This is a genomic window from Paracoccus aeridis, from assembly GCF_004923205.2.
Classification (GTDB): Bacteria; Pseudomonadota; Alphaproteobacteria; order Rhodobacterales; family Rhodobacteraceae; genus Paracoccus; species Paracoccus aeridis.
Genome location: NZ_SELD02000018.1, coordinates 358830 through 381673, shown reverse-complemented (window position 1 = coordinate 381673; position 22844 = coordinate 358830). Strand labels below are relative to the sequence as shown.

The window sequence follows — 22844 nt, the reverse complement described above, 5'->3', positions numbered from 1 at the left end:
GAACTATCCGCGCTTGCCCGCGCGGACATCAGCCGGGCGGGCGTCGGCCGGGGCTGGCCCCGGCGAACGCCCGCCCGCCATGTTCACAGATCCATCAGCAGCCGCCGCGGGTCTTCCAGAGCTTCCTTGACGCGCACCAGGAACGTCACCGCGCCCTTGCCGTCCACGATCCGGTGGTCGTAGCTCAGCGCCAGGTACATCATCGGGCGGATCACGATCTCGCCCTTCACCACCACCGGCCGGTCCTGGATCTTGTGCATCCCCAGGATGCCCGACTGCGGCGGGTTCAGGATGGGCGAGGACATCAGCGAGCCGTAGACCCCGCCATTCGAGATGGTGAAGGTCCCGCCCTGCATGTCGGCCATGGTCAGCTTGCCGTCGCGCGCCCGCGCGCCGAGCTCGCCGATTTCCTTCTCGATCTGCGCGAACGACTTCTGGTCGGCGTCGCGCACGATCGGGACCACCAGGCCGGTGGGCGTGCCCACCGCGACGCCCATGTGGACGAAGTTCTTGTAGACGACGTCCTGGCCGTCGATCTCGGCGTTGACCTCGGGCACTTCCTTCAGCGCGTGGCTGCAGGCCTTCACGAAGAACGACATGAAGCCGAGCTTCACCTTGTGCTTCTTCTCGAAGGAGTCCTTGTAGGCGTTCCGAAGTTCCATGATCGCCGACATGTCCACCTCGTTGTAGGTGGTCAGCATCGCGGCGGTGTTCTGGGCGTCCTTCAGGCGGCGGGCGATGGTGGCGCGCAGGCGCGTCATCCTGACCCGTTCCTCGCGGCGCGCGTCCTCGGCGTTCGAGGGCGCGCGGGGCGCCTGCGCCGGGGCGGGTGCGGAAGCCTGCTTCGCGGCGGGTTGCGCGTTCGAGGCCTGCGCGTTCGAGGGTTGCGCGTTCGAGGGCTGCGGGGCGCGGGCGACGTCTTCCTTCATCACCCGGCCGTCCTTGCCCGATCCCTGCACCTGGTCGCGCGACACGCCCTTTTCGGCCATCGCCTTCTTCGCGGACGGCGCATCCTCGACATCGGTGCGCCCGCCCGTGCGGGGCAGCATCTGTTCGGGCCCGGCGCCGGGCGATCCGACGGCGCCGGCGGACACCCCGTCCTCGGCCCCCGAGGCGGAGCCGACCGGGTTGCCGCCCTGGGCGCCCTGTTCGTACGAGGCGCCCGCGCCGGAAGCCGCGACCGCGCCGGCCGCATCGCCCGCACCTGCCGAAGACGTGCCAGCCGAAGCCCCGCCTTCGGTGATGACGGCAAGGCGGGCCTTCGCGTCGACGGTCGCGCCTTCCTCGGCCAGGATCTCGGCCAGGACGCCGGATGCGGGGGCGGGCACCTCGACCGAGACCTTGTCGGTTTCCAGCTCGCACAGCATCTCGTCCTGCGTGACGCTGTCGCCGGCCTTCTTGAACCAGGTGGCGACGGTCGCCTCGGTCACGCTTTCGCCGAGCGAGGGGACCATGACGTCGACCGACCGGCCCGAGCCCGAGCCGGCCTGCGCGGGCTGGGGTTCCTCGGCCGGGGCAGGGGTGGACGCGGCGGCAGCGGTCGCGCCGGCCGAGGCGGCGCCCGCCTCTCCGATCTGCGCCAGGAGCCCGTTCGGGCCGACGGTCGTGCCTTCGGCCGCGACGATCTCGGCCAGCACGCCGGCTGCGGGCGAGGGGACCTCGACCGTGACCTTGTCGGTTTCCAGCTCGCACAGCATCTCGTCCACCGCGACGCTGTCGCCGGGCTTCTTGAACCACGTGGCGACGGTGGCTTCGGTGACGCTTTCACCCAGAGCGGGGACGCGGACTTCGGTGGTCATGCTTGCTTCTCCAGTCCCAGCGCGGCGTTCACCAGCGCTTCTTGTTCAGCCTTGTGGCGCGATGCGAGGCCCGTCGCGGGCGACGCGGCGGCCTGGCGGCCCGCATAGCTCGCGCGCCTGGCGCGCGCGCCGATCCGGTCCAGCACCCATTCCAGGTTCGGCTCGACGAACGACCAGCCGCCCTGGTTCTTGGGCTCTTCCTGGCACCAGACCACGTCGGCGTTCTTGAACCGCTCGAGCTCCTTCGACATCGACTGGCTGGGGAACGGGTAGAATTGTTCCAGCCGCAGCAGGTAGACGTCGCTCAGCCCCGCTTCGTTCCGTGCGGCGAGCAGGTCGTAGTAGACCTTGCCCGAGCAGATCACGACGCGGCGGATCCTGTCGTCGGCGACAAGCTGGAAGTCGGTCTTGCCGCGCTCGGCGTCGTCCGCCAGCACCCGGTGGAAGGTCGAGCCGGTGGTGAACTCGTCGGCCGAGCTGACCGCCATGGGGTGGCGCAGCAGCGACTTCGGCGTCATCAGCACCAGGGGCTTCCTGAACTTCCGGTGCAGCTGGCGGCGCAGGATGTGGAAGTAGTTGGCGGGCGTCGTCAGGTTGGCGACAATCCAGTTCTCCTCGGCGCACATCTGCAGCCAGCGTTCCAGCCGGGCGCTGGAGTGTTCCGGCCCCTGGCCTTCGTAGCCGTGCGGCATGAGCATCACGAGGCCCGACATCCGCAGCCACTTCTTCTCGCCCGACGAGATGAACTGGTCGAACATGATCTGCGCGCCGTTGGCGAAGTCGCCGAACTGCGCCTCCCACAGGGTCAGCGTCTTCGGCTCGGCCAGCGAGTAGCCGTACTCGAACCCGAGCACCGCGTATTCCGACAGCATCGAGTCGATGACCTCGTAGCGGGCCTGACCCTCGCGGATGTTGTTCAGCGGGTAGTAGCGTTCCTCGGTCGTCTGGTCGACGAAGGCCGAGTGGCGCTGGCTGAACGTGCCGCGGGTGCTGTCCTGCCCCGACAGGCGGACGGGGTTGCCTTCGGTCAGGAGCGACCCGAACGCGAGCGCCTCGCCCGTCGCCCAGTCAAAGCCCTGTCCGCTCTCGAACATGGCGCGCTTGGCGTCCAGAAGGCGCGTCACCGTCTTGTGCATGTCGAACCCGTCCGGCACGCGGGTCAGCGCGGCGCCGATCTCGGCCATCGTCTGGGGCGCGATGCCGGTGTCGCCGGGCACGTATTCGGTGCTTTCCGGCCCGAGGCCCGACCACTTCCCGTCCAGCCAGTCGGCCTTGTTCGGCTTGAAGTTCTTGCCCGCCTCGAACTCCTGGTTCAGGTGCGCCTGGAACGAGGCCTTCATGTCCTCGATCTCGCCCTCGGGGATCAGCCCGTCCTTCACCAGCCGGTCGGTGTAGATCTGCAGCGTGGTCTTGTGGCCCTTGATCTGCTTGTACATCGCCGGGTTCGTGAACATCGGCTCGTCGCCTTCGTTGTGACCGAAGCGGCGGTAGCAGATGATGTCGAGCACCACGTCCTTGTGGAACTTCTGCCGGAACTCGGTTGCCACCTTGGCGGCGTGGACGACCGCCTCCGGGTCGTCGCCGTTCACGTGGAAGATCGGCGCCTCGACCATCAGGGCGATGTCGGTGGGGTAGGGCGAGGTGCGGCTGAAGCTCGGCGCCGTCGTGAAGCCGATCTGGTTGTTCACGACGATGTGGATGCAGCCGCCGGTGCGGTGGCCGCGGATCCCCGAAAGCTGAAGGCACTCTGCCACGACGCCCTGGCCCGCGAAGGCCGCGTCGCCGTGCAGCAGGACCGGGATCACGGACGAGCGGTCGGCGGTGTCGTTCAGCTGGTCCTGCTTGGCGCGGGCCTTGCCGAGGACGACCGGGTCCACCGCTTCCAGGTGGCTCGGGTTCGCGGTCAGCGACAGGTGGACGGTGTTGTCGTCGAACTCGCGGTCGGACGAGGCGCCGAGGTGGTACTTGACGTCGCCCGACCCGTCCACGTCCTCGGGCTTGTAGCTGCCGCCCTGGAATTCGTGGAAGATGGCGCGGAACGGCTTGCCCATCACGTTGGCCAGCACCGACAGGCGGCCGCGGTGCGGCATCCCGATCGTGACTTCCTTCGCACCCAGCGCGCCGCCGCGCTTGATGATCTGTTCCATCGCCGGGATCAGCGCCTCGCCGCCGTCGAGGCCGAAGCGCTTGGTGCCCATGTACTTGACGTGCAGGAACTTCTCGAAGCCCTCGGCCTCGACCAGCTTGTTCAGGATCGCCTTGCGGCCTTCCTGGGTGAAGGCAATCTCCTTGCCGTAGCCCTCGATCCGCTCCTTCAGCCAAGACGCCTGCTCGGGGTCCGAGATGTGCATGTACTGCAGCGCGAAGGTGCCGCAGTAGGTGCGCTTCATCAGCTCGACGATCTGGCGGATCGAGGCGACCTGCAGCCCCAGCACGTTGTCGATGAAGATCGGCCGGTCCAGGTCCGAGGCGCTGAAGCCGTAGGTCGCGGGGTCCAGCTCGCCCAGGGGGGGCACTTCGCGCATCCCCAGCGGGTCGAGGTCGGCGAACAGGTGGCCGCGGATCCGGTAGGCGCGGATCAGCATGAGCGCGCGGATGCTGTCGAGGACGGCGCGGCGCAGCTGCTCCTCGGTCGCGGTGACGCCCTTTTCCTCGGCCTTTTCGGTGATCTTCCGGATGGCTTCCTTGGCGACGGCATCGGACGCCATCGGCCATTCGCCGGTCAGCGCGGCGGTGTTTTCGTCCGACGGCATCGGCGGCCAGTCGGCCCGCGCCCAGCTCGCCCCCGACGCCTCGCGCGCGACGGCCGCCTGCTCGTCGCCCAGGCCCCGGAAGAACTCGTCCCAGGCGGCATCGACCGCCGCCGAATCGTTCGCCCACTGGCCGTAGAGCTGCTCGACATAGGCCGCGTTCGCGCCTTGCAGGAAGGAGCTGTCGCGGAAGGCGTCGTTGGGGGATTGGTCGTTCATTGCACGAGGGCCCTGACCCGATGTGAATTGTGAAACGGTGCCGGACGGTGGCCCGGCACCCTGTCGTTCGTCCGCCCCCTAAGTATGGGGGGCGGGTCGTCGTTCAACGGCCTTACCGGCCCATCGCCTTCAGCACGGCCTCGCCCAGGCCCGCGGGGCTGTCGGCGACCACGATCCCGGCTTCCTTCATCGCCGCGATCTTGCTGTCCGCGTCGCCCTTGCCGCCCGACACGATCGCGCCGGCATGGCCCATGCGGCGGCCGGGGGGCGCGGTGCGGCCCGCGATGAAGCCCGCGGTCGGCTTCCAGCGGCCGGCCTTCTTTTCATCCGCGAGGAACTGCGCCGCCATCTCCTCGGCCGCGCCGCCGATCTCGCCGATCATGATGATCGACTCGGTCTCCGGGTCGGCGAGGAACATCTCGAGCACGTCGATATGCTCCATCCCCTTGATCGGGTCGCCGCCGATGCCGACGGCCGACGACTGGCCGAGGCCCACGTCCGAGGTCTGCTTCACGGCCTCGTAGGTCAGCGTGCCGGAACGCGAGACCACGCCCACGCGGCCGCGCTTGAAGATCGAGCCGGGCATGATGCCGATCTTGCATTCGTCGGGGGTCATGATGCCGGGGCAGTTCGGCCCGATCAGGCGCGAGGACGAGCCTTCCAGCGCGCGCTTGACCTTCATCATGTCCAGCACGGGGATGCCCTCGGTGATGCAGACGATCAGCGGCACCTGCGCGTCGATCGCTTCCAGGATCGAGTCCGCCGCGAAGGGCGGGGGGACGTAGATCACCGACGCGTTCGCGCCGGTCTTCTCCACGGCCTCGTGGACCGAGTTGAAGACGGGCAGGTCCAGATGCGTCGTGCCGCCCTTTCCGGGGGTCACGCCGCCGACCATCTGCGTGCCATAGGCGATCGCCTGCTCGGTGTGGAAGGTCCCCTGGCTGCCGGTGATGCCCTGGGTGATGACCTTGGTGTTCTTGTCGACGAGAATGGCCATTTCAGCCTCTCCCCTTTCTATCGAAAAAATCGTTCATGTATCGTCCTGGCCGCGAGAGGAATCCATGAGCAAACGAAAACAAATCGACATGCTCGACACGACGCTGATCTGTCTCGAAGCCAAACCCAACCAAGTGAAAGGCTCCGCTTGGCTGCCACGCACGATTCTCTGGATCATGAAGATGATTGATCCAAAGATCATTCGCGTGAATGATCCCGTTCAACGCCCATATAACTGGCAGTTGAGTATATGGATACCGATGGCCTTCGGTTTTGAACCTTGGATTGGTCGTGGCAAGTTCCTCTCGCGTCTTAGCGTCAGGAATTTCGATATGTAGAATGCGCCTCGCAGAGGGGGCGAATTCAGTTAGTTTGCGAATTACGATAGAGATCGCCGTAGACAGAGTGCCATCAAACGCCGGGTATAACGTCGAACCATAGGACATCAATTCAAGTGCCAATTCATGGCTGCGCTTGAGATCCGACCGGTACAGATACTCTGACGGCGAGTCACCCATCAGCCCTTGACCGCCTTCACGATCTTCTCGGCCCCGTCCCGCAGATCATCCGCCGCGATCACGTTCAGGCCGCTTTCGGCGATGATCTTCTTGCCCAGCTCCACGTTCGTGCCTTCCAGCCGCACGACCAGCGGAACCTTCAGCCCGACTTCCTTCACCGCGGCGATGATGCCTTCCGCGATGATGTCGCAGCGCATGATGCCGCCGAAGATGTTGACCAGGATGCCCTTCACGTTCGGATCGCTCGTGATGATCTTGAACGCCTCGGTCACCTTTTCCTTCGTCGCGCCGCCGCCGACGTCGAGGAAGTTGGCCGGTTCCGCGCCATACAGCTTGATGATGTCCATCGTGGCCATCGCGAGGCCCGCGCCGTTCACCATGCAGCCGATCTCGCCGTCCAGCGCGATGTAGTTCAGGTCGTATTTCGACGCCTCGAGTTCCTTGGGGTCTTCCTCGGTCTCGTCGCGCAGGGCCATCACGTCCTTCTGGCGGTACAGCGCGTTGTTGTCGAAGCTGACCTTCGCGTCCAGGACCTTAAGCTGGCCCTGTTCGGTCACGATCAGCGGGTTGATCTCGAGCATCTCCATGTCGCGCTCGACGAAGGCCTTGAAGAGCAGCTTCACCAGCGCCACGCATTGCTTGACCTGGTCGCCTTCCAGCCCCAGCGCGAAGGCCACGCGGCGGCCGTGGAAGTCCGACAGGCCCGAGGCGGGGTCGACCGAGAAGCTGACGATCTTCTCGGGCGTCGAGGCCGCGACTTCCTCGATGTCCATGCCGCCCTCGGTGGACGCCACGAAGCTGATGCGCGAGGACGAGCGGTCCACCAGCAGCGCGAGATACAGTTCGCGCGCGATGTCCGAGCCGTCTTCCAGGTAGATGCGGTTCACCTGCTTGCCGGCCGGGCCGGTCTGGTGCGTCACCAGCGTCGCGCCCAGCATCTGGCGGACGTTTTCCACGACCTCGTCCACCGACTTGGCCAGCCGGACGCCGCCCTTCTCGCCGGCTTGCGCTTCCTTGAACCGGCCCTTGCCGCGGCCGCCCGCGTGGATCTGCGACTTGACGACCCAAAGCGGACCCGGCAGCTCGCGCGCCTTCGCTTCGGCTTCGTCGGCGTTCAGGACCGCGCGGCCTTCGGACACCGGCGCGCCGTATTGCTTCAGCAGCGCCTTGGCCTGGTATTCGTGGATGTTCATGGGAACCTCGCAAGGAAACTGGCGTTCCTGTGCCAGAACGCGCGTGCAAAGCAAAGCCGCGCGTTCGGCTTTTGGGGCAGGGCTGCGCTTTTTCCCGGTTCCGTGATCACAGGCCCGGCGCGTGTGATCACGGTGTTAATGTGCCTTTGCATGCCGTGCTTCGGGCAAACGATCCTTCCGTTTGTCCGCACCAAAGGAAAGGGCCGCCCCGGAAGGGGCGGCCCTGAGCCTTGGGGACCTCGCCGCCGGTCAGGCCAGGGTGCTGTCGATGCCCTTGCAGGCCTCGACCAGGCCCTTCACCGCGTCAATGGACTTCTGCATCATCGCCTGCTCGTCGCCGTTCAGTTCGATCTCGATCACCTTCTCGATGCCGCCCGCGCCGATCACGGTCGGGACGCCCACATACATCCCGTCAAGGCCATAGGCTCCCTGGACATAGGCGGCGCAGGGCAACACGCGCTTCTGGTCCTTGAGATAGGCTTCCGCCATCTCGATGGCCGAGGTCGCCGGGGCGTAGAAGGCCGAGCCGGTCTTGAGCAGGCCCACGATCTCGGCGCCGCCGTCGCGGGTGCGCTGGACGATGGCGTCCAGCCTGTCCTGCGTGGTCCAGCCCATCTTGACCAGGTCGGGCAGGGGGATGCCGCCGACGGTCGAATAGCGGACCAGCGGCACCATCGTGTCGCCGTGGCCGCCCAGAACGAACGCGGTCACGTCGCGCATCGAGACGCCGAACTCGAGCGACAGGAAGTGGCGGAAGCGCGCGCTGTCCAGCACGCCGGCCATCCCCACGACCTTCTCGTGCGGCAGGCCGGAAAACTCGCGCAGCGCCCAGACCATCGCGTCCAGCGGGTTGGTGATGCAGATGACGAACGCATCGGGGGCGTGCGCCTTGATGCCCTCGCCCACGGATTTCATAACCTTGAGGTTGATGCCCAGCAGGTCGTCGCGGCTCATGCCCGGCTTGCGCGGAACGCCCGCGGTGACGATGCAGACGTCGGCGCCGGCGATGTCGGCGTAGTCGCTGGTGCCCTTGAAGCTGCCGTCGAAGCCTTCCGACGGGCCGGACTGGGCGATGTCGAGCGCCTTGCCCTGGGGGGTGCCTTCGGCGATGTCGAACAGGACGACGTCGCCCAGTTCCTTGATGGCGGCGAGGTGCGCCAGCGTGCCGCCGATCTGACCGGCGCCGATCAGGGCAATCTTGGGACGAGCCATTGAATCCTCCGTCAGGTTTGGCTTGCGAGGCGGGTTAGTCCTTTGACCCGGCGTTCGCAAGGCGGATGCGGATGGATGCAGGCGGATGGCGGCACGCCCCCGCGCCGGATGTAAAACGGCCCGCCGGGTGGGGCGGGCCGCGCGATCGTCAACAGTTACACCTTGGGGAGAGGGGCGCGCATCACTGCGCGTCTTTGTCCTCGTCCTCATCCTCGTCCTCGTCCTCGTCGGCTTCCTCCTCGTCGGACTCGCCCACCGCATCCTCGTTGATGCGGTCCTCGGCCAGGTCCGACAGGGTCTCGTCGGCCGCGACTTCCTGTTCCAGGATCTCGTTCAGCATCTCGGCCACGTCGTCCAGGCCCAGCAGCTCGGCGTAGGTGCGCAGGCTGCCGTAGCGGGTGATCTCGTAGTGTTCGACCGCCTGCGACGCGAAGATGATCGCGGCATCGCCCGCAGCCGTCCCGCCGAAGTCCTTCAGCAGCGAGTCGGCTTCCTTCAGGATCCCGTCGATCGCGTCGCACTTCTCGCCCGAGGGCTTCTTGTCCATCGCCTCGAACACGCGTTCCAGCGTCTCGATCTGGCCCTCGGTCTCGTCGCGGTGGCTGGAGATCGCGTCGCGAAGCTCCTCGTCCGAGGCGCCTTCGATCATCTTGGGCAGCGCCTTGTAGATCGCCTTTTCGGCGTAATAAATGTCCTTCAGACCGTGTTCGAGCAGGTCCGCGAGACCTTTTTCCTGCTGTGCCATGTGTAGGTTCCTATCGGTCGGTTGCGACGGACGCCGCTGCGGGCGTTGGTCGGGATGTTGCGCGGTCATCAACGGCCCGCCGCAGAATTCGTTGCAGGCTTAAACAAATATTTCACCACCCTGCGCGGCCGGCCAAAGCTCGGTGGTTGCGGACCTGCCGCCACCTTGCCGTGGGGGCGGATTTCGGCAAGCATCCCGGCGGACCCCGAAGGGACGAAGGATGAGCCTGTCACGACCGTTCCGATCGGTGCTGTATCTTCCCGCGGCCAACGCGCGCGCGCTGGAAAAGGCGCGCGGCCTGCCCGCCGACGCGATCATCTTCGACCTCGAGGATGCGGTCGCCCCGGCCGAAAAGGGGGCGGCGCGCGACGCTCTGCTGGCCGCGCTGGCGCAGGATTACGGCGCCCGCGCGCGGATCGTGCGGATCAACGGGCTGGACACGCCGTGGGGCCGCGACGACGCGGCTGCCTTTGCCAGCGGCGCGGACGCCGTGCTGATCCCCAAGGTGAACGCGCCCGCCAATCTGGACGCGGTGGCGGCGCTGGTGCCGGAAACGCCGCTGTGGGCGATGATGGAGACGGCGGCGGGGATGCTGAACGCCGCCGCCATCGCCGCGCATCCGCGGTTGCAGGGGATGGTGATGGGCACCAACGACCTCGCCCGGGAACTGGGCAGCCGCTTCCGCGCCGACCGGCTGCCGATGCAGGCGGGGCTGGGGCTGTGCCTGCTGGCCGCGCGGGCGCATGGGCGCGTGATCGTGGACGGCGTCTACAATGCCTTCCGGGATGACGAGGGGCTGCGCGCCGAATGCGGGCAGGGCCGCGACATGGGGTTCGATGGCAAGACCCTGATCCACCCGGCGCAGATCGGCATCGCCAACGCCGTCTTCGCACCCTCGGCCGACGAAATCGACCTGTCCCGGCGCCAGATCGAGGCGTTCGACGACGCCGTGGCGCAGGGCAGGGGCGTCGCGGTCGTGGACGGCCGCATCGTCGAGAACCTTCACGTCCGGACCGCGCGCGCCACGCTCGACCGCGCGGCCGCCATCGCCGCCATGGACGCCGTGGCGCGGGACTGACGCCGCCCACGCCGAGAACACGACCGAAGCCAGACAGCCACGGAAAGGAACCGCCATGCTTCTGCTGATCCTCGGGATAGCCCTGTGGTGGGCGTCCCACCTGTTCAGGCGCGTGGCGCCGCGCACCCGCGCCGGCATGGGGCAGGCCGGCAAGGGGGCGGTGACGGCGGGTCTCGTCCTGTCGATCGTGCTGATGGTGATCGGCTACAGGGCCGCCGATCCCGGCACGATCTGGTGGGGGCCGACGCCGATGCTCAAGGGCATCAACAACCTGCTGGTGCTGGTCGCGTTCTACCTGTTCGCGTCGTCGGGGTCGAAGAACCGGATCGGCACCCGCTTCCGGCACCCGCAGCTGACCGGCTTCTCGCTGTGGGCGTTCGCGCATCTGCTGGTGAACGGCGACCTGCCGTCCCTCGTGCTGTTCGGCGGCCTGCTGCTGTGGGCGCTGGTCGAGATCGCGGTGATCAACCGCACCGCGCCCTGGACCCCGCCGGCGCACCCGGTCCCGATCCGCAAGGAATGGACCTCGGCGCTGGCCACGGTCGTCGTCTTTGTCGTCGTGGGCCTGGTCCACGGCTGGATCGGCCCCGATCCCTTCGGCATGTGAAAGGAACCTCGCATGGCCACGATCTACCGACTGCTGACCGAGGACGATACCTCGGCCTTCTGCCACAAGGTCAGCCTCGCCCTGTCGCAGGGCTGGGTCCTGCACGGTGCGCCGACGATGGCGTTCGACGCGGGCCGCGGCGTGATGCGCTGCGCGCAGGCGGTGACGAAGGAGATCGCGGCCGACTACACCCCCGACATGAAGCTGGGACAGCAGTGACCATGGGGGCCGGGAGCCCCGCCGATTCTGCATCTGCTGCCTGGCGGCCTGTGCTGTAGGGTGATGATGCCTCAGCGGCGAAGTGTTCTGCGCGAGGAGCCGATCAGGAAGGCTCGTGATCACGACCGCGAACAGCCTAGTCGGAACCGTGATCACGCAAGCGGCAAAGGTGATCACGCAGGCACCGTTTCTGCCGCTTTTGCCGCAACCACTGGCGCAGGCGCGTGACAGTCGCCATAAGGCAGCGGTAAGAGCCGATCCGTCCGCACCGCGCGGCCCAATCCCAGCCAGCCCGTTCCGCTGCCCGCCGCAGCGCCGTCCGGGCGCCAACGACAGGAGCGCCCCATGGGTGACATCCCCCGCGGCAACCGACCGCTGTCCCCGCATCTCGGGGTCTACCGGCTTCCCATCTCGGCCGTGACATCGATCATGAACCGCATCACCGGGCACGCGATGCTCGCGGGCGTCATCCTGATCGTCTGGTGGCTGGTGGCCGCGGTCACGTCCGACCACGCCTTCGCCTGGGCCGACTTCGTGCTGCGGTCGTGGTTCGGCTTCCTGGTGCTGGTGCTGTCGCTCTGGGCGCTGTGGTTCCACTTTCTCGCCGGGATCCGCCACTTCTTCTACGACGCCGGCCACATGCTGGAAATCGACGAGGGGCAGAAGTCGAGCTGGGCGATCATCTGGGGATCGGTGATCCTGACGCTGATCAGCCTTCTGCTGTTCTTCCTGGCCTGAGATCGGAGGATACCCATGCGCTACATCACCCCTCTCAAGGCCGCGCGCGGCACCGGGGCCGCGGGCCCGTCCACCGGGACGCTGCACCACTGGGTCCTGACCGTGACCTCGGTCGCGCTTGCGATCCTGACGCCCGCGTTCCTGCTGGTCATGGGCAACGCCATCGGCCTGCCGCGCGCGGGCGTGCTGGCCTATTTCAGCCAGCCCTATCCCGCCATCGTCACCGCGCTGTTCCTGATCGTGGGCATGTACCACTTCGTGAAGGGCACCCGGAACATGATCGACGACTACCTGAGCCACACCGAGCGCAAGGTCGCGATCATCTTTTCCGAAATCTTCGGCTGGGCCGTCATCGCCGCCGCCGGCTACGCGCTGGCGCGGATGGCGCTGACCGCCGTCATCGTCTGAGGGGCCGTTCATGTCCGCTAACGCCGCATATCCGTACGAAACGCATGACTACGACGTGGTCGTGGTCGGGGCCGGGGGCGCCGGCCTTCGCGCCACCCTTGGCATGGCCGAGCAGGGGCTGAAGACCGCCTGCGTCACCAAGCTGTTCCCCACCCGCAGCCACACCGTCGCGGCGCAGGGCGGCATCGCCGCGTCGCTGGGCAACATGGGCCCCGACAGCTGGCAATGGCACCTGTACGATACCGTGAAGGGGTCGGACTGGCTGGGCGACACCGACGCGATGGAATACCTCGCGCGCGAGGCGCCGAAGGCCGTCTACGAGCTGGAACACTACGGCGTCCCGTTCTCGCGCACCGAGGAAGGCCGGATCTACCAGCGCCCGTTCGGCGGCCACACGACGCAGTTCGGGGAGGGCCCGCCCGTGCAGCGCACCTGCGCCGCGGCCGACCGCACCGGCCACGCGATCCTGCACACGCTCTACGGACAGAGCCTCAAGGAAAAGGCCGAGTTCTTCATCGAGTACTTCGCGGTGGACCTGATCGTCACCGACGGCGCCTGCACCGGCGTCGTCTGCTGGAAGCTCGACGACGGCACGATCCACGTCTTCAACGCCAAGATGGTGGTGCTGGCGACGGGCGGCTACGGCCGCGCCTATTTCAGCGCGACCAGCGCCCACAGCTGCACCGGCGACGGCGGCGGCATGGTGGCGCGCGCGGGCCTGCCGCTGCAGGACATGGAGTTCGTGCAGTTCCACCCGACGGGCATCTACGGCTCGGGCTGCCTCATCACCGAAGGGGCGCGGGGCGAGGGCGGCTACCTCACGAACTCCGAGGGCGAGCGGTTCATGGAACGCTATGCGCCCACCTACAAGGACCTCGCCTCGCGCGACGTGGTGTCCCGCTGCATGACGCTGGAGATCCGCGAGGGCCGCGGCGTGGGGAACGACAAGGACCACATCTTCCTGCACCTGTCGCACCTGCCGCCCGAGACGCTGCACGAGCGCCTGCCCGGCATCAGCGAAAGCGCGCGCATCTTCGCGGGCGTGGACCTGACGCGAGAGCCGATCCCGGTCCTGCCGACCGTCCACTACAACATGGGCGGCGTGCCCACGAACTACTGGGGCGAGGTGCTGGCGCCGACGCCCGACGATCCCGACCGCATCTTCCCCGGCCTCATGGCGGTGGGCGAGGCGGGCTGCGCATCGGTCCACGGCGCGAACCGTCTGGGATCGAACAGCCTTATCGACCTCGTGGTGTTCGGCCGCGCTGCCGCAATCCGCGCGGGCGAGGTGATCGACCGCGCCGCATCCATCCCCGGCACCAACCGGGCCGAGGTGGACCGCGCGCTGTCGCGCTTCGACGCGCTGCGCCACGCGAATGGCGGCACGCCGGCGGCGAAGCTGCGTAACGACATGCAGCGCACGATGCAGGCAGACGCCGCGGTGTTCCGCACCGACAAGACGCTGGCCGAAGGCGTCCAGAAGATGGGCCGCATCGCCGCGCAGATGGCTGACCTGAAGGTCACCGACCGCACGATGATCTGGAACAGCGACCTGATGGAGACGCTGGAACTGACGAACCTGATGCCCAACGCGCTGGCGACCATCGTCGCGGCCGAGGCCCGCAAGGAATCGCGCGGCGCCCACGCGCACGAGGACTACCCTGAGCGGGACGACGCCAACTGGCGCAAGCATTCGCTTGCGTGGGTCGAAGGAAATGAAGTCAAACTGGCCTACCGCCCCGTCCATCTCGAGCCGCTGACCACGCTCGAGGAAGGCGGGATCGATCCGAAGAAGATAGCTCCCAAAGCGAGGGTTTACTGATGCGCCGTTCCTTCCTTGCCGTCACCGCGGCCGCGCTTGCCCTGTCGGGCTGCGTCGCCGCCGTTCCCGTCGCGACCGTTCCGGTCCCGGCCGCCCCCGTCGTGGTCGCGCCGCCCGCGCCCAGCGTCCCCAGCGCCTCGCGCGCCGCGGCGACGCGTGTCGTGAACGTCGAGATGGCCAAGCGCCTGCCGGGCCGCAACGTCGCGCCCTACACCGCCTGCGTGCTGGACAACGCCACCGACGCCGAGATCGCGGACCTGTCCACGTTGACGGGGCAGGCGAGCGCCGCGGACGCGGTCGCCAGCATCGTCCGCCGCTCGGGCACGACCGCCTGCATCGGCCGGGTGGCCGTCGCCTGACATGGGCGCGCGCGCCATCCTCGCCCCGGCCGCCCTGTCCCTGACGGGTGCGATGCTTCTGGGGCTGGCGGCGTGCGCGCCGGCCGTCCCGGTGCCGGTCGAGCAGGCGGAACGCGACTGCCTGTACGACGCGCTGTCGGCGCGGTCGCCGCGCACCCGGGTCGCCATCGGCATCGGCTCGGGCGGTCACGCCGGGGTGGGGGTGGCGACCGAGTTCTCGCCCGATTACCTGTCGGGCCGCACGCCCTCGCAGGCGTTCGATGCCTGCGTCCGGCGCCGGTCCGGGCAGGCCCCGACCACGCCGCTGGCCCATCAGCGCGGCTGGATCGGCTGACGTTTTCCACGGCCGGCGGGAAAGCCGCCGGCCTCGACCCACGCGATGTGGGCCCGCGCGCGCGTCCGGGCCATTCAGACCGAAGGACAAGATCATGGTCCAGTTCAACCTGCCCAAGAACAGCCGCATCACGGTCGGCAAGACCTGGCCCAAGCCCGAGGGCGCGACCCGGCTGAAGCGGTTCAACATCTACCGCTACGACCCGGAAAGCGGCCTCAACCCGCGGCTCGACACCTACTGGATCGACCTCGACCGCTGCGGGCCGATGGTCCTGGACGCGCTGAACAAGATCAAGAACGAGATCGACCCGACGCTCGCCTTCCGCCGGTCGTGCCGCGAGGGGATCTGCGGGTCCTGCGCCATGGTCATCGGCGGCGGCAACCACCTCGCCTGCATCTACGGCATCGACGAGGTAAAGGGCGACATCAACATCTACCCGCTGCCGCACATGCCGGTGATCAAGGACCTGGTGCCGGACCTGACGCACTTCTACGCCCAGCACGCCAGCGTGAACCCGTACCTGATGACGGACACGCCGACGCCCACCAAGGAATGGCGGCAGTCGATCGAGGACCGCAAGAAGCTGGACGGTCTTTACGAATGCATCCTCTGCGCCTCGTGCTCGACCGCCTGCCCGTCCTACTGGTGGAACGGCGACCGGTATCTCGGCCCGGCGGCGCTGCTGCACGCCTATCGCTGGATCATCGATTCCCGCGACGAGGCGACGGGCGAGCGGCTGGACGCGCTGGAGGATCCGTTCAAGCTGTATCGCTGCCACACGATCATGAACTGCACCAACACCTGCCCGAAGGGGTTGAACCCCGCCAAGGCGATCGGCGCGATCAAGCACATGATGGTCGACCGCGCGGTCTGAGGATTGCGGCGACCGCTGCCAAGGGGGCCGTCCTTCGGGACGGCCTTTTTTTGCATTCGGACCGGACGTACGTGGCGTCACGAGGCTGGAAAGCCCGGCCCTTCGCCACGATGTAGGGCGCGGGGAGCGGACACAGCACGAGAAGAGCCAGATGACCCACGCCCCGATCACCACCATCCCCCGGAAAAAGCCCGTCCCGGATCAGGCACGCGACCGCGCCCTCGAGGCGCTCGCGCAGATGTACGGCTATTTCGAGCCGGAGGCGGCCGTCCCCGCCGAAACCTCCGCCGACTACGACCGCCAGGCCGCCTGACCTCGGCCGCCGCCTCCCTCAGTCCCCATCGGGCTGCAGCTGCGCCTGCAGGAACCGTTCGAAATCGTCGAGGTCGATCGGGTCCACCTGCCCGAAGCTCCGCATCCAGACGGATGCCGCGCGCATGCCGTCCGGGTCGAGCTTGCACCAGTTGATGCGGCCGCGCCGCTCCTGCACGATCAGGCCGGCCGCCGCCAGCGTGGCGAGGTGCTTCGAGATCGCGGCGAGGCTGATCCCGAACGGCTCGGCCACGTCGGTCACCGCCATGTCGTCCTCCAGCAGCATCGCGAGGATCGCGCGCCGGGTCGGATCGGCCAGCGCCGCGAAGACGGCGTCGAGCGCGGCCGCCTGAGCGGGGGAGGGAAGGGGATCGGGCAGGACTTCGGCCTTCATGTTCAACGCGGCGGTTGAATGATGACGCCGGAGAGCGGCGTCCGCAAGCGGTGCCGGAGTCGGTTGTTCGGCACGCATCGAACGAAATCAATGGTTTGCACTTGGTGGCGGCAGCGGTTGACTCGCCGGGCCTGCGCCCCTATCAGCACCGCAATCGAAACGGGGATGCCGCGCGTGGCCGACAATCGCCAGCACGACGCAGACCGGGCCAGCGACACGGAACGCCTGCGGGCGCTCGAGGATCGGCTGGCCCGCGCGCGTGGCGAGCCGCGGACCGCCGCCCCGGAAGGCGACAAGTACCGCCAAGCCAACCAGGCATGGCGCATGGTGATCGAACTGGTGGCCGGACTGGGCATCGGCTTCGGCATCGGGTTTGGACTGGACCACCTGTTCGGCACGTCGCCGATCCTGCTGGTCGTGTTCATCCTGCTGGGCTTCGTCGCCGGCGTGAAGACGATGCTGCGGACGGCCGCCGAGATGGCCGGCCCCGCAGACGGAACGCCGGGCAGCCCGGCACGGAACAGGCCGGACGATCCGGCAGGCAACAAGCCGGACGATCCGGCGAGAAACAGGCCGGACCATCCGGCGGGGACGAAGGGGACGCAGCGTGGCGACTGAAGCGCATGGCGAAGCAACGGGCCTGGTTTTCCACCCGATGGACCAGTTCATCGTCCGGCCGCTGTTCCGCGACATCGTTCCGGGCACCTGCAACCCGGCCACCGGGCTGACCGACGGCTGCGTGCGCTGGTACGAGCCGACGAACGTCACGCTGTGGCTGATGCTTTCCGTCCTCGCCATCATCGCGCTGTTCATGCTAGGCACCCGCGGCCGGGCGCTGATCCCGTCGCGGGTCCAGTCGATGGCCGAGCTGAGCTACGGGATGGTCCACAAGATCGTCGAGGACGTGGTAGGGCGCGAGGGGCTGAAGTACTTCCCCTATGTCTTCACGCTGTTCTGCTTCGTGATGTTCGCGAACCTGCTGGGCCTGATCCCGATGTCGTTCTCGACCACCTCGCACATCGCGATCACCGCCGTCCTGGCGCTGCTGGTCTTCTTCGGCGTCACGATCCTCGGCTTCGTCAAGAACGGGTCCCACTTCCTCGACCTGTTCTGGGTCCGGTCGGCGCCGCTGGCGATGCGCCCGGTGCTGGCGGTGATCGAGGTGATCTCGTACTTCGTGCGCCCGGTCAGCCACTCGATCCGACTTGCCGGCAACGTCATGGCCGGGCACGCCGTGCTCAAGGTCTTCGCAGCCTTCGCCGCCATCGTGTGGGTCGCGCCGCTGTCGATCGTGGGGATCATCGCGGTCTACGGGCTCGAGGTGCTGGTCGCTGTCATCCAGGCCTACGTGTTCACCATGCTGACCTGCGTCTATCTCAAGGACGCGCTGCATCCCGCCCACTGACGGCCCGCGCGGCCACCGCCGCGCCGACGGTCAGTCCATCCATTCCCTTTCCATACCCTCAAGGAGCTTTACGCATGGAAAACGAAGTCGTCGCCGCCGTGGCATCCGCAGACTGGGGCAAGTACATCGGCGCGGGCCTCGCCTGCATCGGCATGGCCGGTGCCGCGATGGCGGTCGGCAACGTTGCCGGCAACTACCTGTCGGGCGCGCTGCGCAACCCGTCGGCTGCCGCTTCGCAGACCGCCACGCTGTTCATCGGCATGGCCTTTGCCGAAGCCCTCGGCATCTTCTCGTTCCTCGTCGCCCTGCTGCTGCTGTTCGCAGCCTGATCCCGACGCCAACTCCTTGCTTTTGGGTGGGGGCGTCGAAAGACCCCTCACCCGATTGTCAACCGCAGGCCAGGGACAGGACATGATCAGCCTATTGCAGCAGACCGCCCCAGCCGCGGTCGGAACGACCCCCCCGGGTCCGGTCAACACGTTCACCGTGCCCCTGACCGAAGCCCCCGCCAGTGCGCCCCCGTCGGCGCCCGTGACCATCACCTATGACACCGCCCCGGCGGCGGACGTGGCGGCTGCGCCCGGCACGGCAACGGTCGCGCAGGTCGAGCCTGCCGTGATCGAACCCGCCGCGATCGAGCCGATTCCCGCGCCCGTCGCCGACGCGGCCGCGGTGCCGGTCGTCCCCGCCGATCCTCAGGCGCACGCGACCGACGCCATCGTCGTTCCCGGCGCGACCGACGCGGGCACGGCCCCGCCGGTGGCCGAAGCCGGCATGGGCCACGCGCCCGCCCTGTCCGACACGCCCGTCGTCGGCCACGTGACCGACGGCGTCCAGAGCGCCGTCGTCCATGCCGCGCCCGGCACTGACGCCCACCAGGCCGTTGCCGCGGGCGGGCACGACGCCGCCGCCGCGGTCGGCATGCCGCAGCTCGACTTCTCGACCTTCGGCAACCAGATCTTCTGGCTGCTCGTCGCGCTGGCGATCATCTACTTCGCGCTGTCGCGGGTCGCGCTGCCGCGCATCAACCGCATCCTCGCCGACCGGCAGGGGTTGATGACCAACGACCTGATGGCCGCCGAGGACTTCAAGCAGAAGGCCAAGGACGCCGAGGCCGCCTATGACAAGGCGCTGGCCGACGCGCGGGGCGAGGCGAACAAGATCGTCGCCGCGAACCGGGCCGAGATGCAGGCCGAACTGGACGCCGCCATCGCCAAGGCCGACGCCGAGATCTCGGCGCGCAGCGTGGAATCGGAACGCCGGATCGGCGAGATCCGCGCCTCGGCCGAACAGGATGCCCGCACCGTCGCGCAGGACGTCGCCGCGGAACTGGTCCGCACCTTCGGCGGCCAGCCCGACGCGGGCGCGCTGAATGCCGCCGTTGACCAACGCATGAAGGGAGCCGTGCAATGACCGGTCGTTCCATCGCTCGCCTGGCGGCAGCGGCCGTCCTTCTCGCGACGCCCGCGGCCGCCGCGACGGGGCCGTTCTTCTCGCTTCGCAACACCGACTTCGTGGTGTTGCTGGGCTTCCTGGGGTTCGCCGCGATCCTGATGTATTTCGGCGTCCCCGGCCGCGTCGGCAAGCTGCTCGACCAGCGTGCCGAAGGCATCCGCGCCGACCTGGCCGAAGCGCGCCGCCTGCGCGACGAGGCGCAGGAGATCTATGCGAACTACGAGCGTCGCCAGCGCGAGGTCATGGGCCAGGCCGACGAGATCGTCGCCAACGCCCGTCGCGAGGCGACCGCCCACGCGCGCAAGGCGCAGGCCGATCTGGAAGATTCGATCCAGCGCCGCCTGAAGGCTGCCGAGGACCAGATCGCGTCGGCGGAATCGGATGCCGTGCGCGCCGTGCGCGACCGCGCGGTGCAGGTGGCGATCGCCGCCGCGTCCGAGGTGCTCGCCTCGCAGTCGGGCGCCGCCGATCGCAGCGCCGGGATCGACCGCGCCATCGACAACCTGTCCCACCAGCTGAACTGACGCCGTTCGCCCCACGGGCGACACCGCGGCAGCGCTAGAACGAAAGAACCCCGAGCCGACGGCCCGGGGTTCCGGCATTTGGCGGGGCAGGGGCCGGCGCGCCGGCCCCGTCCATCCGTCAGGCGTTCGGACGGATGATGATCTCCACCCGGCGGTTCTGCGCCCGGCCTGCGGCGGTATCGTTCGACGCCACCGGCTGGGTCTCGCCCTGGCCGCCCGCCGCGATCCGCTGAGCCGGGACACCGCCGGCGATCAGGATGTTCGCGACCGCCTGCGCGCGGCGCTGCGACAGTTGCAGGTTGTAGGCGGCCTCGCCGGTGCTGTCGGTGTGGCCGATGACCTGCACGGTCGAGTTCGGGTACTGGCGCAGGTTGCGGGCGACGGCCTGCAGGTCGACCTGGGCCGGGCCCGACACGGCGGCGCTGTCGGTGGCGAACAGCACGCCTTCGGGCAGGACGACGTTCAGGGTCGAGCCGGTGTTGACCACGGTGACGCCCGGCGTGGCGAGTTGGCTCTGCAGCGCGCGCTGCTGGGCGTCGAGCGTCGCGCCGACCGCCGCGCCGGCCAGGCCGCCGACGATGGCGCCGCGCGCCGCGTCGCGGCCCTGGTTGTTGCTGTCGTCGTCGCGGACGGCGCCCAGCACCGCGCCCGCAGCGGCACCGGCGATCGCGCCCTGCTGGGTGCGGCTCAGCCCGCCCGTGGTGCCGGTCGTTCCCATCGTGTCGGTGCATGCACTCAGCGCGATCATGCCGGCGCTCGCCGCCAGCAGCGTGATGCGAGACATCATGACTTCCATTCCTTTCAAATCAGCCGCGGCGAGGCCGCTTCAATCATGCTGCTCAACTGAAAGGCGCCGCTTTGGTTGCGTCACGAAAGCCGGATCGGCGGAAAACCCCTGCCTCGCGGTTGCGTCAGTTTTGTTTGGCGCGCGCTTGCGATGGCGTGCCCTAAAAGGCATCACCGGTCGCATGGCCAGCACGACCCCACCCGCAAGCCCGCCCGTGCCCGGCGAAAGCCCGCAGGCGCCCCGCCGCCCCCGCGCCGCCCGGCCGGTCCCCCGGCTCGCCCCGCCGCTGCCCTATCCCCTGCAGGTCCGCGCCTTCGAGCGGCTGCGCGCGGCCAACCCCGAGCCGCAGACCGAGCTTCTCTATCGCGACGCCTTCACGCTGCTAATCGCCGTGGCGCTTTCGGCGCAGGCGACCGATGCCGGCGTGAACCGGGCGACGCCGGCGCTGTTCGACGCCGCGCCTGACCCGGCCGCGATGGTGCGGCTGGGGGTCGAGGGCGTCACGGAACACATCAGGACGATCGGCCTTTTCCGGCAGAAGGCTCGCAACGTCGTGGCGCTGTCCCAGCGCCTGATCGACGACTTCGGGGGCGAGGTGCCGTCCTCGCGCGCGGCGCTGATGTCGCTGCCGGGGGTGGGGCGCAAGACCGCGAACGTGGTCCTCAACTGCATCTGGGGGATCCCGGCGCAGGCCGTCGACACCCACATCTTCCGCGTCGGCAACCGCACCTGCCTGGCCCCCGGCCGCGACGAGGCGGAGGTCGAGCGCGCGATCGAGGACAACGTCCCCGCGCCCTTCCAGGGCAACGCGCATCACTGGCTGATCCTGCACGGCCGCTACATCTGCCAGGCGCGCCGCCCCCGCTGCCCGATCTGCCCGATCAACGACATCTGCCCCTACGAGCCAAAGACCGTCGACCCTTGACTTTGACCCTGACCCGCTTGCCGCGGCCTTCCGCAGGCGGCATTGGGTGGGCAGCAACGCAAGGGGACATCATGGCACATCAGGTCATCGGCATCGGCAACGCGGTCATGGACGTGATCGCCCCGGCGGACGACGAGAGCCTTGCCGCGCTCGGCGTCCAGAAGGGCATCATGCAGCTGATCGACCACGACCGGGCCGAGGCGCTGATGGCCGCCCGCAACGCAGGCCGCCACACGGGCCAGCACGCGGGCCAGCACACGGGCCGGGATACGTCCCGGCTGGTGCCGGGCGGGTCGGTCGCGAACACGCTGGCGGGGATCGGCCGGCTGGGGCTGACCACGGCCTTCATCGGCCGGGTGGCGGACGACGACCTCGGCCGCGCCTACGCCGAGGCGACGGCCGCCGACGGCACCGACTTCGTGAACCCGCCGGTTGGCGGGGCGGACCTGCCGACCTCGCGGTCGATCATCCACGTGACGGCGGATGGCGAGCGGTCGATGAACACCTATCTCGGGATCTCGGCCGAACTGGGCGAGGCGGACGTGGACCCGGCGCTTTTCGCGGACGGGACGTGGCTGTTCCTGGAAGGCTACCTCTACGACAAGCCCAAGGGAAAAGCCGCCTTCCTCAAGGCGGCCTCCGCCTGCCACGCGGCGGGCGGGCAGGCGGGGATCGCGCTCAGCGACCCGTTCTGCGTCGACCGGCACCGCGCCGACTTCCGCCGGCTGGTAGCGGGGCCGATGGACTACGTCACTGGCAACATCCACGAATGGCAGGCGCTCTACCAGGTCGAGGATCTGGAAACCGCCTTGGAGATGGCCGCCGCCGATTGCGGCACAGTGATATGCACCCGCTCGGGCGAGGACGCGATCCTGATCCGGCAGGGCGAGCGCGTGATCGCGCCGGTCCACCGGATCACGCCAGTCGATGCCACGGGCGCAGGGGACCAGTTCGCCGCCGGGCTGATCTACGGCCTCGCCACGGGGCGGCCGCTCGCCGTCGCGGGCCGGATGGGCTGCATCGCCGCGTCAGAGGTCATCAGCCATCTGGGCGCCCGCCCGGAACGCGACGTGATGGCGCTGTTCCGCGGCGAAGGGCTGGTCTGACCCGAAACCGACGGCGCGCGCCCCGGCCCCCGAGGCGGGCTTCTTCTTTGCTGAAATATCCCCGC

The 22844-nt window shown here is 68.5% G+C and carries 26 protein-coding genes; 18 read left to right on the top strand and 8 right to left on the bottom strand.

Annotated elements, in window-relative coordinates; genetic code table 11:
* Positions 1 to 83 precede the first annotated feature (83 nt).
* From odhB to sucD, 3 genes are all read right to left on the bottom strand, one after another.
* On the bottom strand, positions 84 to 1799 hold the full coding sequence (gene odhB / locus ELI80_RS08580; protein ID WP_136650675.1) for a 2-oxoglutarate dehydrogenase complex dihydrolipoyllysine-residue succinyltransferase: 1716 nt from the start codon (positions 1797 to 1799) through the stop codon (positions 84 to 86).
* Positions 1796 to 4768, bottom strand: coding sequence for a 2-oxoglutarate dehydrogenase E1 component (locus ELI80_RS08575; RefSeq protein WP_136650674.1), 2973 nt, complete (start codon positions 4766 to 4768; stop codon positions 1796 to 1798). Before ELI80_RS08575 ends, odhB begins: the two co-directional genes overlap by 4 nt.
* A gap of 112 nt (positions 4769 to 4880) precedes the next feature.
* A complete protein-coding gene (gene sucD, locus ELI80_RS08570; RefSeq protein ID WP_136650673.1) occupies positions 4881 to 5765 on the bottom strand; it encodes a succinate--CoA ligase subunit alpha in 885 nt (294 codons plus the stop codon).
* Between the two features lie 64 nt (positions 5766 to 5829).
* On the opposite strand from sucD, the gene ELI80_RS08565 reads away from it, so the two are divergent.
* Complete coding sequence (locus tag ELI80_RS08565) at positions 5830 to 6102, top strand: hypothetical protein (RefSeq protein WP_136650672.1); 273 nt, start codon at positions 5830 to 5832, stop codon at positions 6100 to 6102.
* Between the two features lie 179 nt (positions 6103 to 6281).
* Here ELI80_RS08565 and sucC read toward each other — a convergent pair whose 3' ends face one another.
* The 3 genes from sucC to ELI80_RS08550 form a co-directional block, all read right to left on the bottom strand.
* Positions 6282 to 7475, bottom strand: a complete 1194-nt coding sequence (sucC, locus tag ELI80_RS08560; protein WP_136650671.1) for an ADP-forming succinate--CoA ligase subunit beta — start codon at positions 7473 to 7475, stop codon at positions 6282 to 6284.
* Positions 7476 to 7724: 249 nt separating this feature from the next.
* Entirely contained in the window at positions 7725 to 8687 is a 963-nt protein-coding gene (mdh, locus tag ELI80_RS08555; protein WP_136650670.1) for a malate dehydrogenase, read from the bottom strand.
* 181 nt (positions 8688 to 8868) lie between these two features.
* On the bottom strand, positions 8869 to 9432 hold the full coding sequence (locus ELI80_RS08550; protein WP_136650669.1) for a YciE/YciF ferroxidase family protein: 564 nt from the start codon (positions 9430 to 9432) through the stop codon (positions 8869 to 8871).
* Between the two features lie 220 nt (positions 9433 to 9652).
* Between ELI80_RS08550 and ELI80_RS08545 the strand changes: the two genes are divergently transcribed.
* The 10 genes from ELI80_RS08545 to ELI80_RS16035 all read left to right on the top strand — a co-directional run bounded on the left by ELI80_RS08545 (position 9653) and on the right by ELI80_RS16035 (position 16184).
* The gene (locus tag ELI80_RS08545) at positions 9653 to 10510 is read left to right on the top strand and encodes an HpcH/HpaI aldolase/citrate lyase family protein (RefSeq protein ID WP_201740584.1); all 858 of its coding nucleotides are present in this window, start codon (positions 9653 to 9655) and stop codon (positions 10508 to 10510) included.
* A gap of 55 nt (positions 10511 to 10565) precedes the next feature.
* On the top strand, positions 10566 to 11117 hold the full coding sequence (locus tag ELI80_RS08540) for an NnrU family protein (protein ID WP_136650668.1): 552 nt from the start codon (positions 10566 to 10568) through the stop codon (positions 11115 to 11117).
* A 12-nt stretch (positions 11118 to 11129) separates the two neighbouring features.
* Positions 11130 to 11336 carry a DUF1737 domain-containing protein gene (locus ELI80_RS08535; RefSeq protein ID WP_136650667.1) on the top strand — a complete coding sequence of 69 codons (207 nt, stop codon included), beginning with the start codon at positions 11130 to 11132 and terminating at the stop codon, positions 11334 to 11336.
* Positions 11337 to 11681: 345 nt separating this feature from the next.
* Positions 11682 to 12074 (top strand): succinate dehydrogenase, cytochrome b556 subunit, encoded by a 393-nt coding sequence (sdhC, locus tag ELI80_RS08530; protein ID WP_136650666.1) that lies wholly within the window; start codon positions 11682 to 11684, stop codon positions 12072 to 12074.
* Positions 12075 to 12089: 15 nt separating this feature from the next.
* Positions 12090 to 12482, top strand: coding sequence for a succinate dehydrogenase, hydrophobic membrane anchor protein (locus tag ELI80_RS08525; protein WP_136650665.1), 393 nt, complete (start codon positions 12090 to 12092; stop codon positions 12480 to 12482).
* Positions 12483 to 12492: 10 nt separating this feature from the next.
* Positions 12493 to 14304 carry a succinate dehydrogenase flavoprotein subunit gene (gene sdhA / locus ELI80_RS08520; RefSeq protein WP_136650664.1) on the top strand — a complete coding sequence of 604 codons (1812 nt, stop codon included), beginning with the start codon at positions 12493 to 12495 and terminating at the stop codon, positions 14302 to 14304.
* Positions 14304 to 14663 carry a hypothetical protein gene (locus tag ELI80_RS08515; protein WP_136650663.1) on the top strand — a complete coding sequence of 120 codons (360 nt, stop codon included), beginning with the start codon at positions 14304 to 14306 and terminating at the stop codon, positions 14661 to 14663. Before sdhA ends, ELI80_RS08515 begins: the two co-directional genes overlap by 1 nt.
* 1 nt (position 14664) lies before the next feature.
* Positions 14665 to 14997, top strand: coding sequence for a hypothetical protein (locus tag ELI80_RS08510; protein ID WP_236641389.1), 333 nt, complete (start codon positions 14665 to 14667; stop codon positions 14995 to 14997).
* A 94-nt stretch (positions 14998 to 15091) separates the two neighbouring features.
* A complete protein-coding gene (locus ELI80_RS08505; protein WP_136650662.1) occupies positions 15092 to 15871 on the top strand; it encodes a succinate dehydrogenase iron-sulfur subunit in 780 nt (259 codons plus the stop codon).
* 151 nt (positions 15872 to 16022) lie between these two features.
* Positions 16023 to 16184: a hypothetical protein gene (locus tag ELI80_RS16035; protein ID WP_161596442.1), complete on the top strand. Its 162-nt coding sequence runs from the start codon at positions 16023 to 16025 to the stop codon at positions 16182 to 16184.
* Positions 16185 to 16202: 18 nt separating this feature from the next.
* Here the strand turns inward: ELI80_RS16035 and ELI80_RS08500 are convergent, their stop codons facing one another.
* Positions 16203 to 16577: an ArsR/SmtB family transcription factor gene (locus tag ELI80_RS08500; protein WP_136650661.1), complete on the bottom strand. Its 375-nt coding sequence runs from the start codon at positions 16575 to 16577 to the stop codon at positions 16203 to 16205.
* 165 nt (positions 16578 to 16742) lie between these two features.
* Between ELI80_RS08500 and ELI80_RS08495 the strand changes: the two genes are divergently transcribed.
* From ELI80_RS08495 to ELI80_RS08475, 5 genes are all read left to right on the top strand, one after another.
* Positions 16743 to 17195, top strand: coding sequence for an AtpZ/AtpI family protein (locus ELI80_RS08495; protein ID WP_201740591.1), 453 nt, complete (start codon positions 16743 to 16745; stop codon positions 17193 to 17195).
* Complete coding sequence (locus ELI80_RS08490; protein WP_236641388.1) at positions 17185 to 17982, top strand: F0F1 ATP synthase subunit A; 798 nt, start codon at positions 17185 to 17187, stop codon at positions 17980 to 17982. The genes ELI80_RS08495 and ELI80_RS08490 overlap by 11 nt, the downstream gene beginning before the upstream one ends.
* A gap of 74 nt (positions 17983 to 18056) precedes the next feature.
* On the top strand, positions 18057 to 18311 hold the full coding sequence (locus ELI80_RS08485; RefSeq protein WP_136650659.1) for a F0F1 ATP synthase subunit C: 255 nt from the start codon (positions 18057 to 18059) through the stop codon (positions 18309 to 18311).
* Between the two features lie 445 nt (positions 18312 to 18756).
* Positions 18757 to 19395: a F0F1 ATP synthase subunit B' gene (locus ELI80_RS08480; protein ID WP_136650780.1), complete on the top strand. Its 639-nt coding sequence runs from the start codon at positions 18757 to 18759 to the stop codon at positions 19393 to 19395.
* The gene (locus tag ELI80_RS08475; protein WP_136650658.1) at positions 19392 to 19961 is read left to right on the top strand and encodes a F0F1 ATP synthase subunit B; all 570 of its coding nucleotides are present in this window, start codon (positions 19392 to 19394) and stop codon (positions 19959 to 19961) included. Before ELI80_RS08480 ends, ELI80_RS08475 begins: the two co-directional genes overlap by 4 nt.
* 118 nt (positions 19962 to 20079) lie before the next feature.
* On the opposite strand, the gene ELI80_RS08470 is transcribed toward ELI80_RS08475, so the two are convergent.
* A complete protein-coding gene (locus tag ELI80_RS08470; RefSeq protein WP_136650657.1) occupies positions 20080 to 20748 on the bottom strand; it encodes a YiaD family glycine zipper/OmpA-like lipoprotein in 669 nt (222 codons plus the stop codon).
* A 181-nt stretch (positions 20749 to 20929) separates the two neighbouring features.
* Here ELI80_RS08470 and nth point away from each other — a divergent pair, with 181 nt between their 5' ends.
* Positions 20930 to 21673 (top strand): endonuclease III, encoded by a 744-nt coding sequence (gene nth / locus ELI80_RS08465; RefSeq protein ID WP_136650656.1) that lies wholly within the window; start codon positions 20930 to 20932, stop codon positions 21671 to 21673.
* A gap of 71 nt (positions 21674 to 21744) precedes the next feature.
* Complete coding sequence (locus ELI80_RS08460) at positions 21745 to 22779, top strand: adenosine kinase (protein ID WP_136650655.1); 1035 nt, start codon at positions 21745 to 21747, stop codon at positions 22777 to 22779.
* Positions 22780 to 22844: the final 65 nt, after the last annotated feature.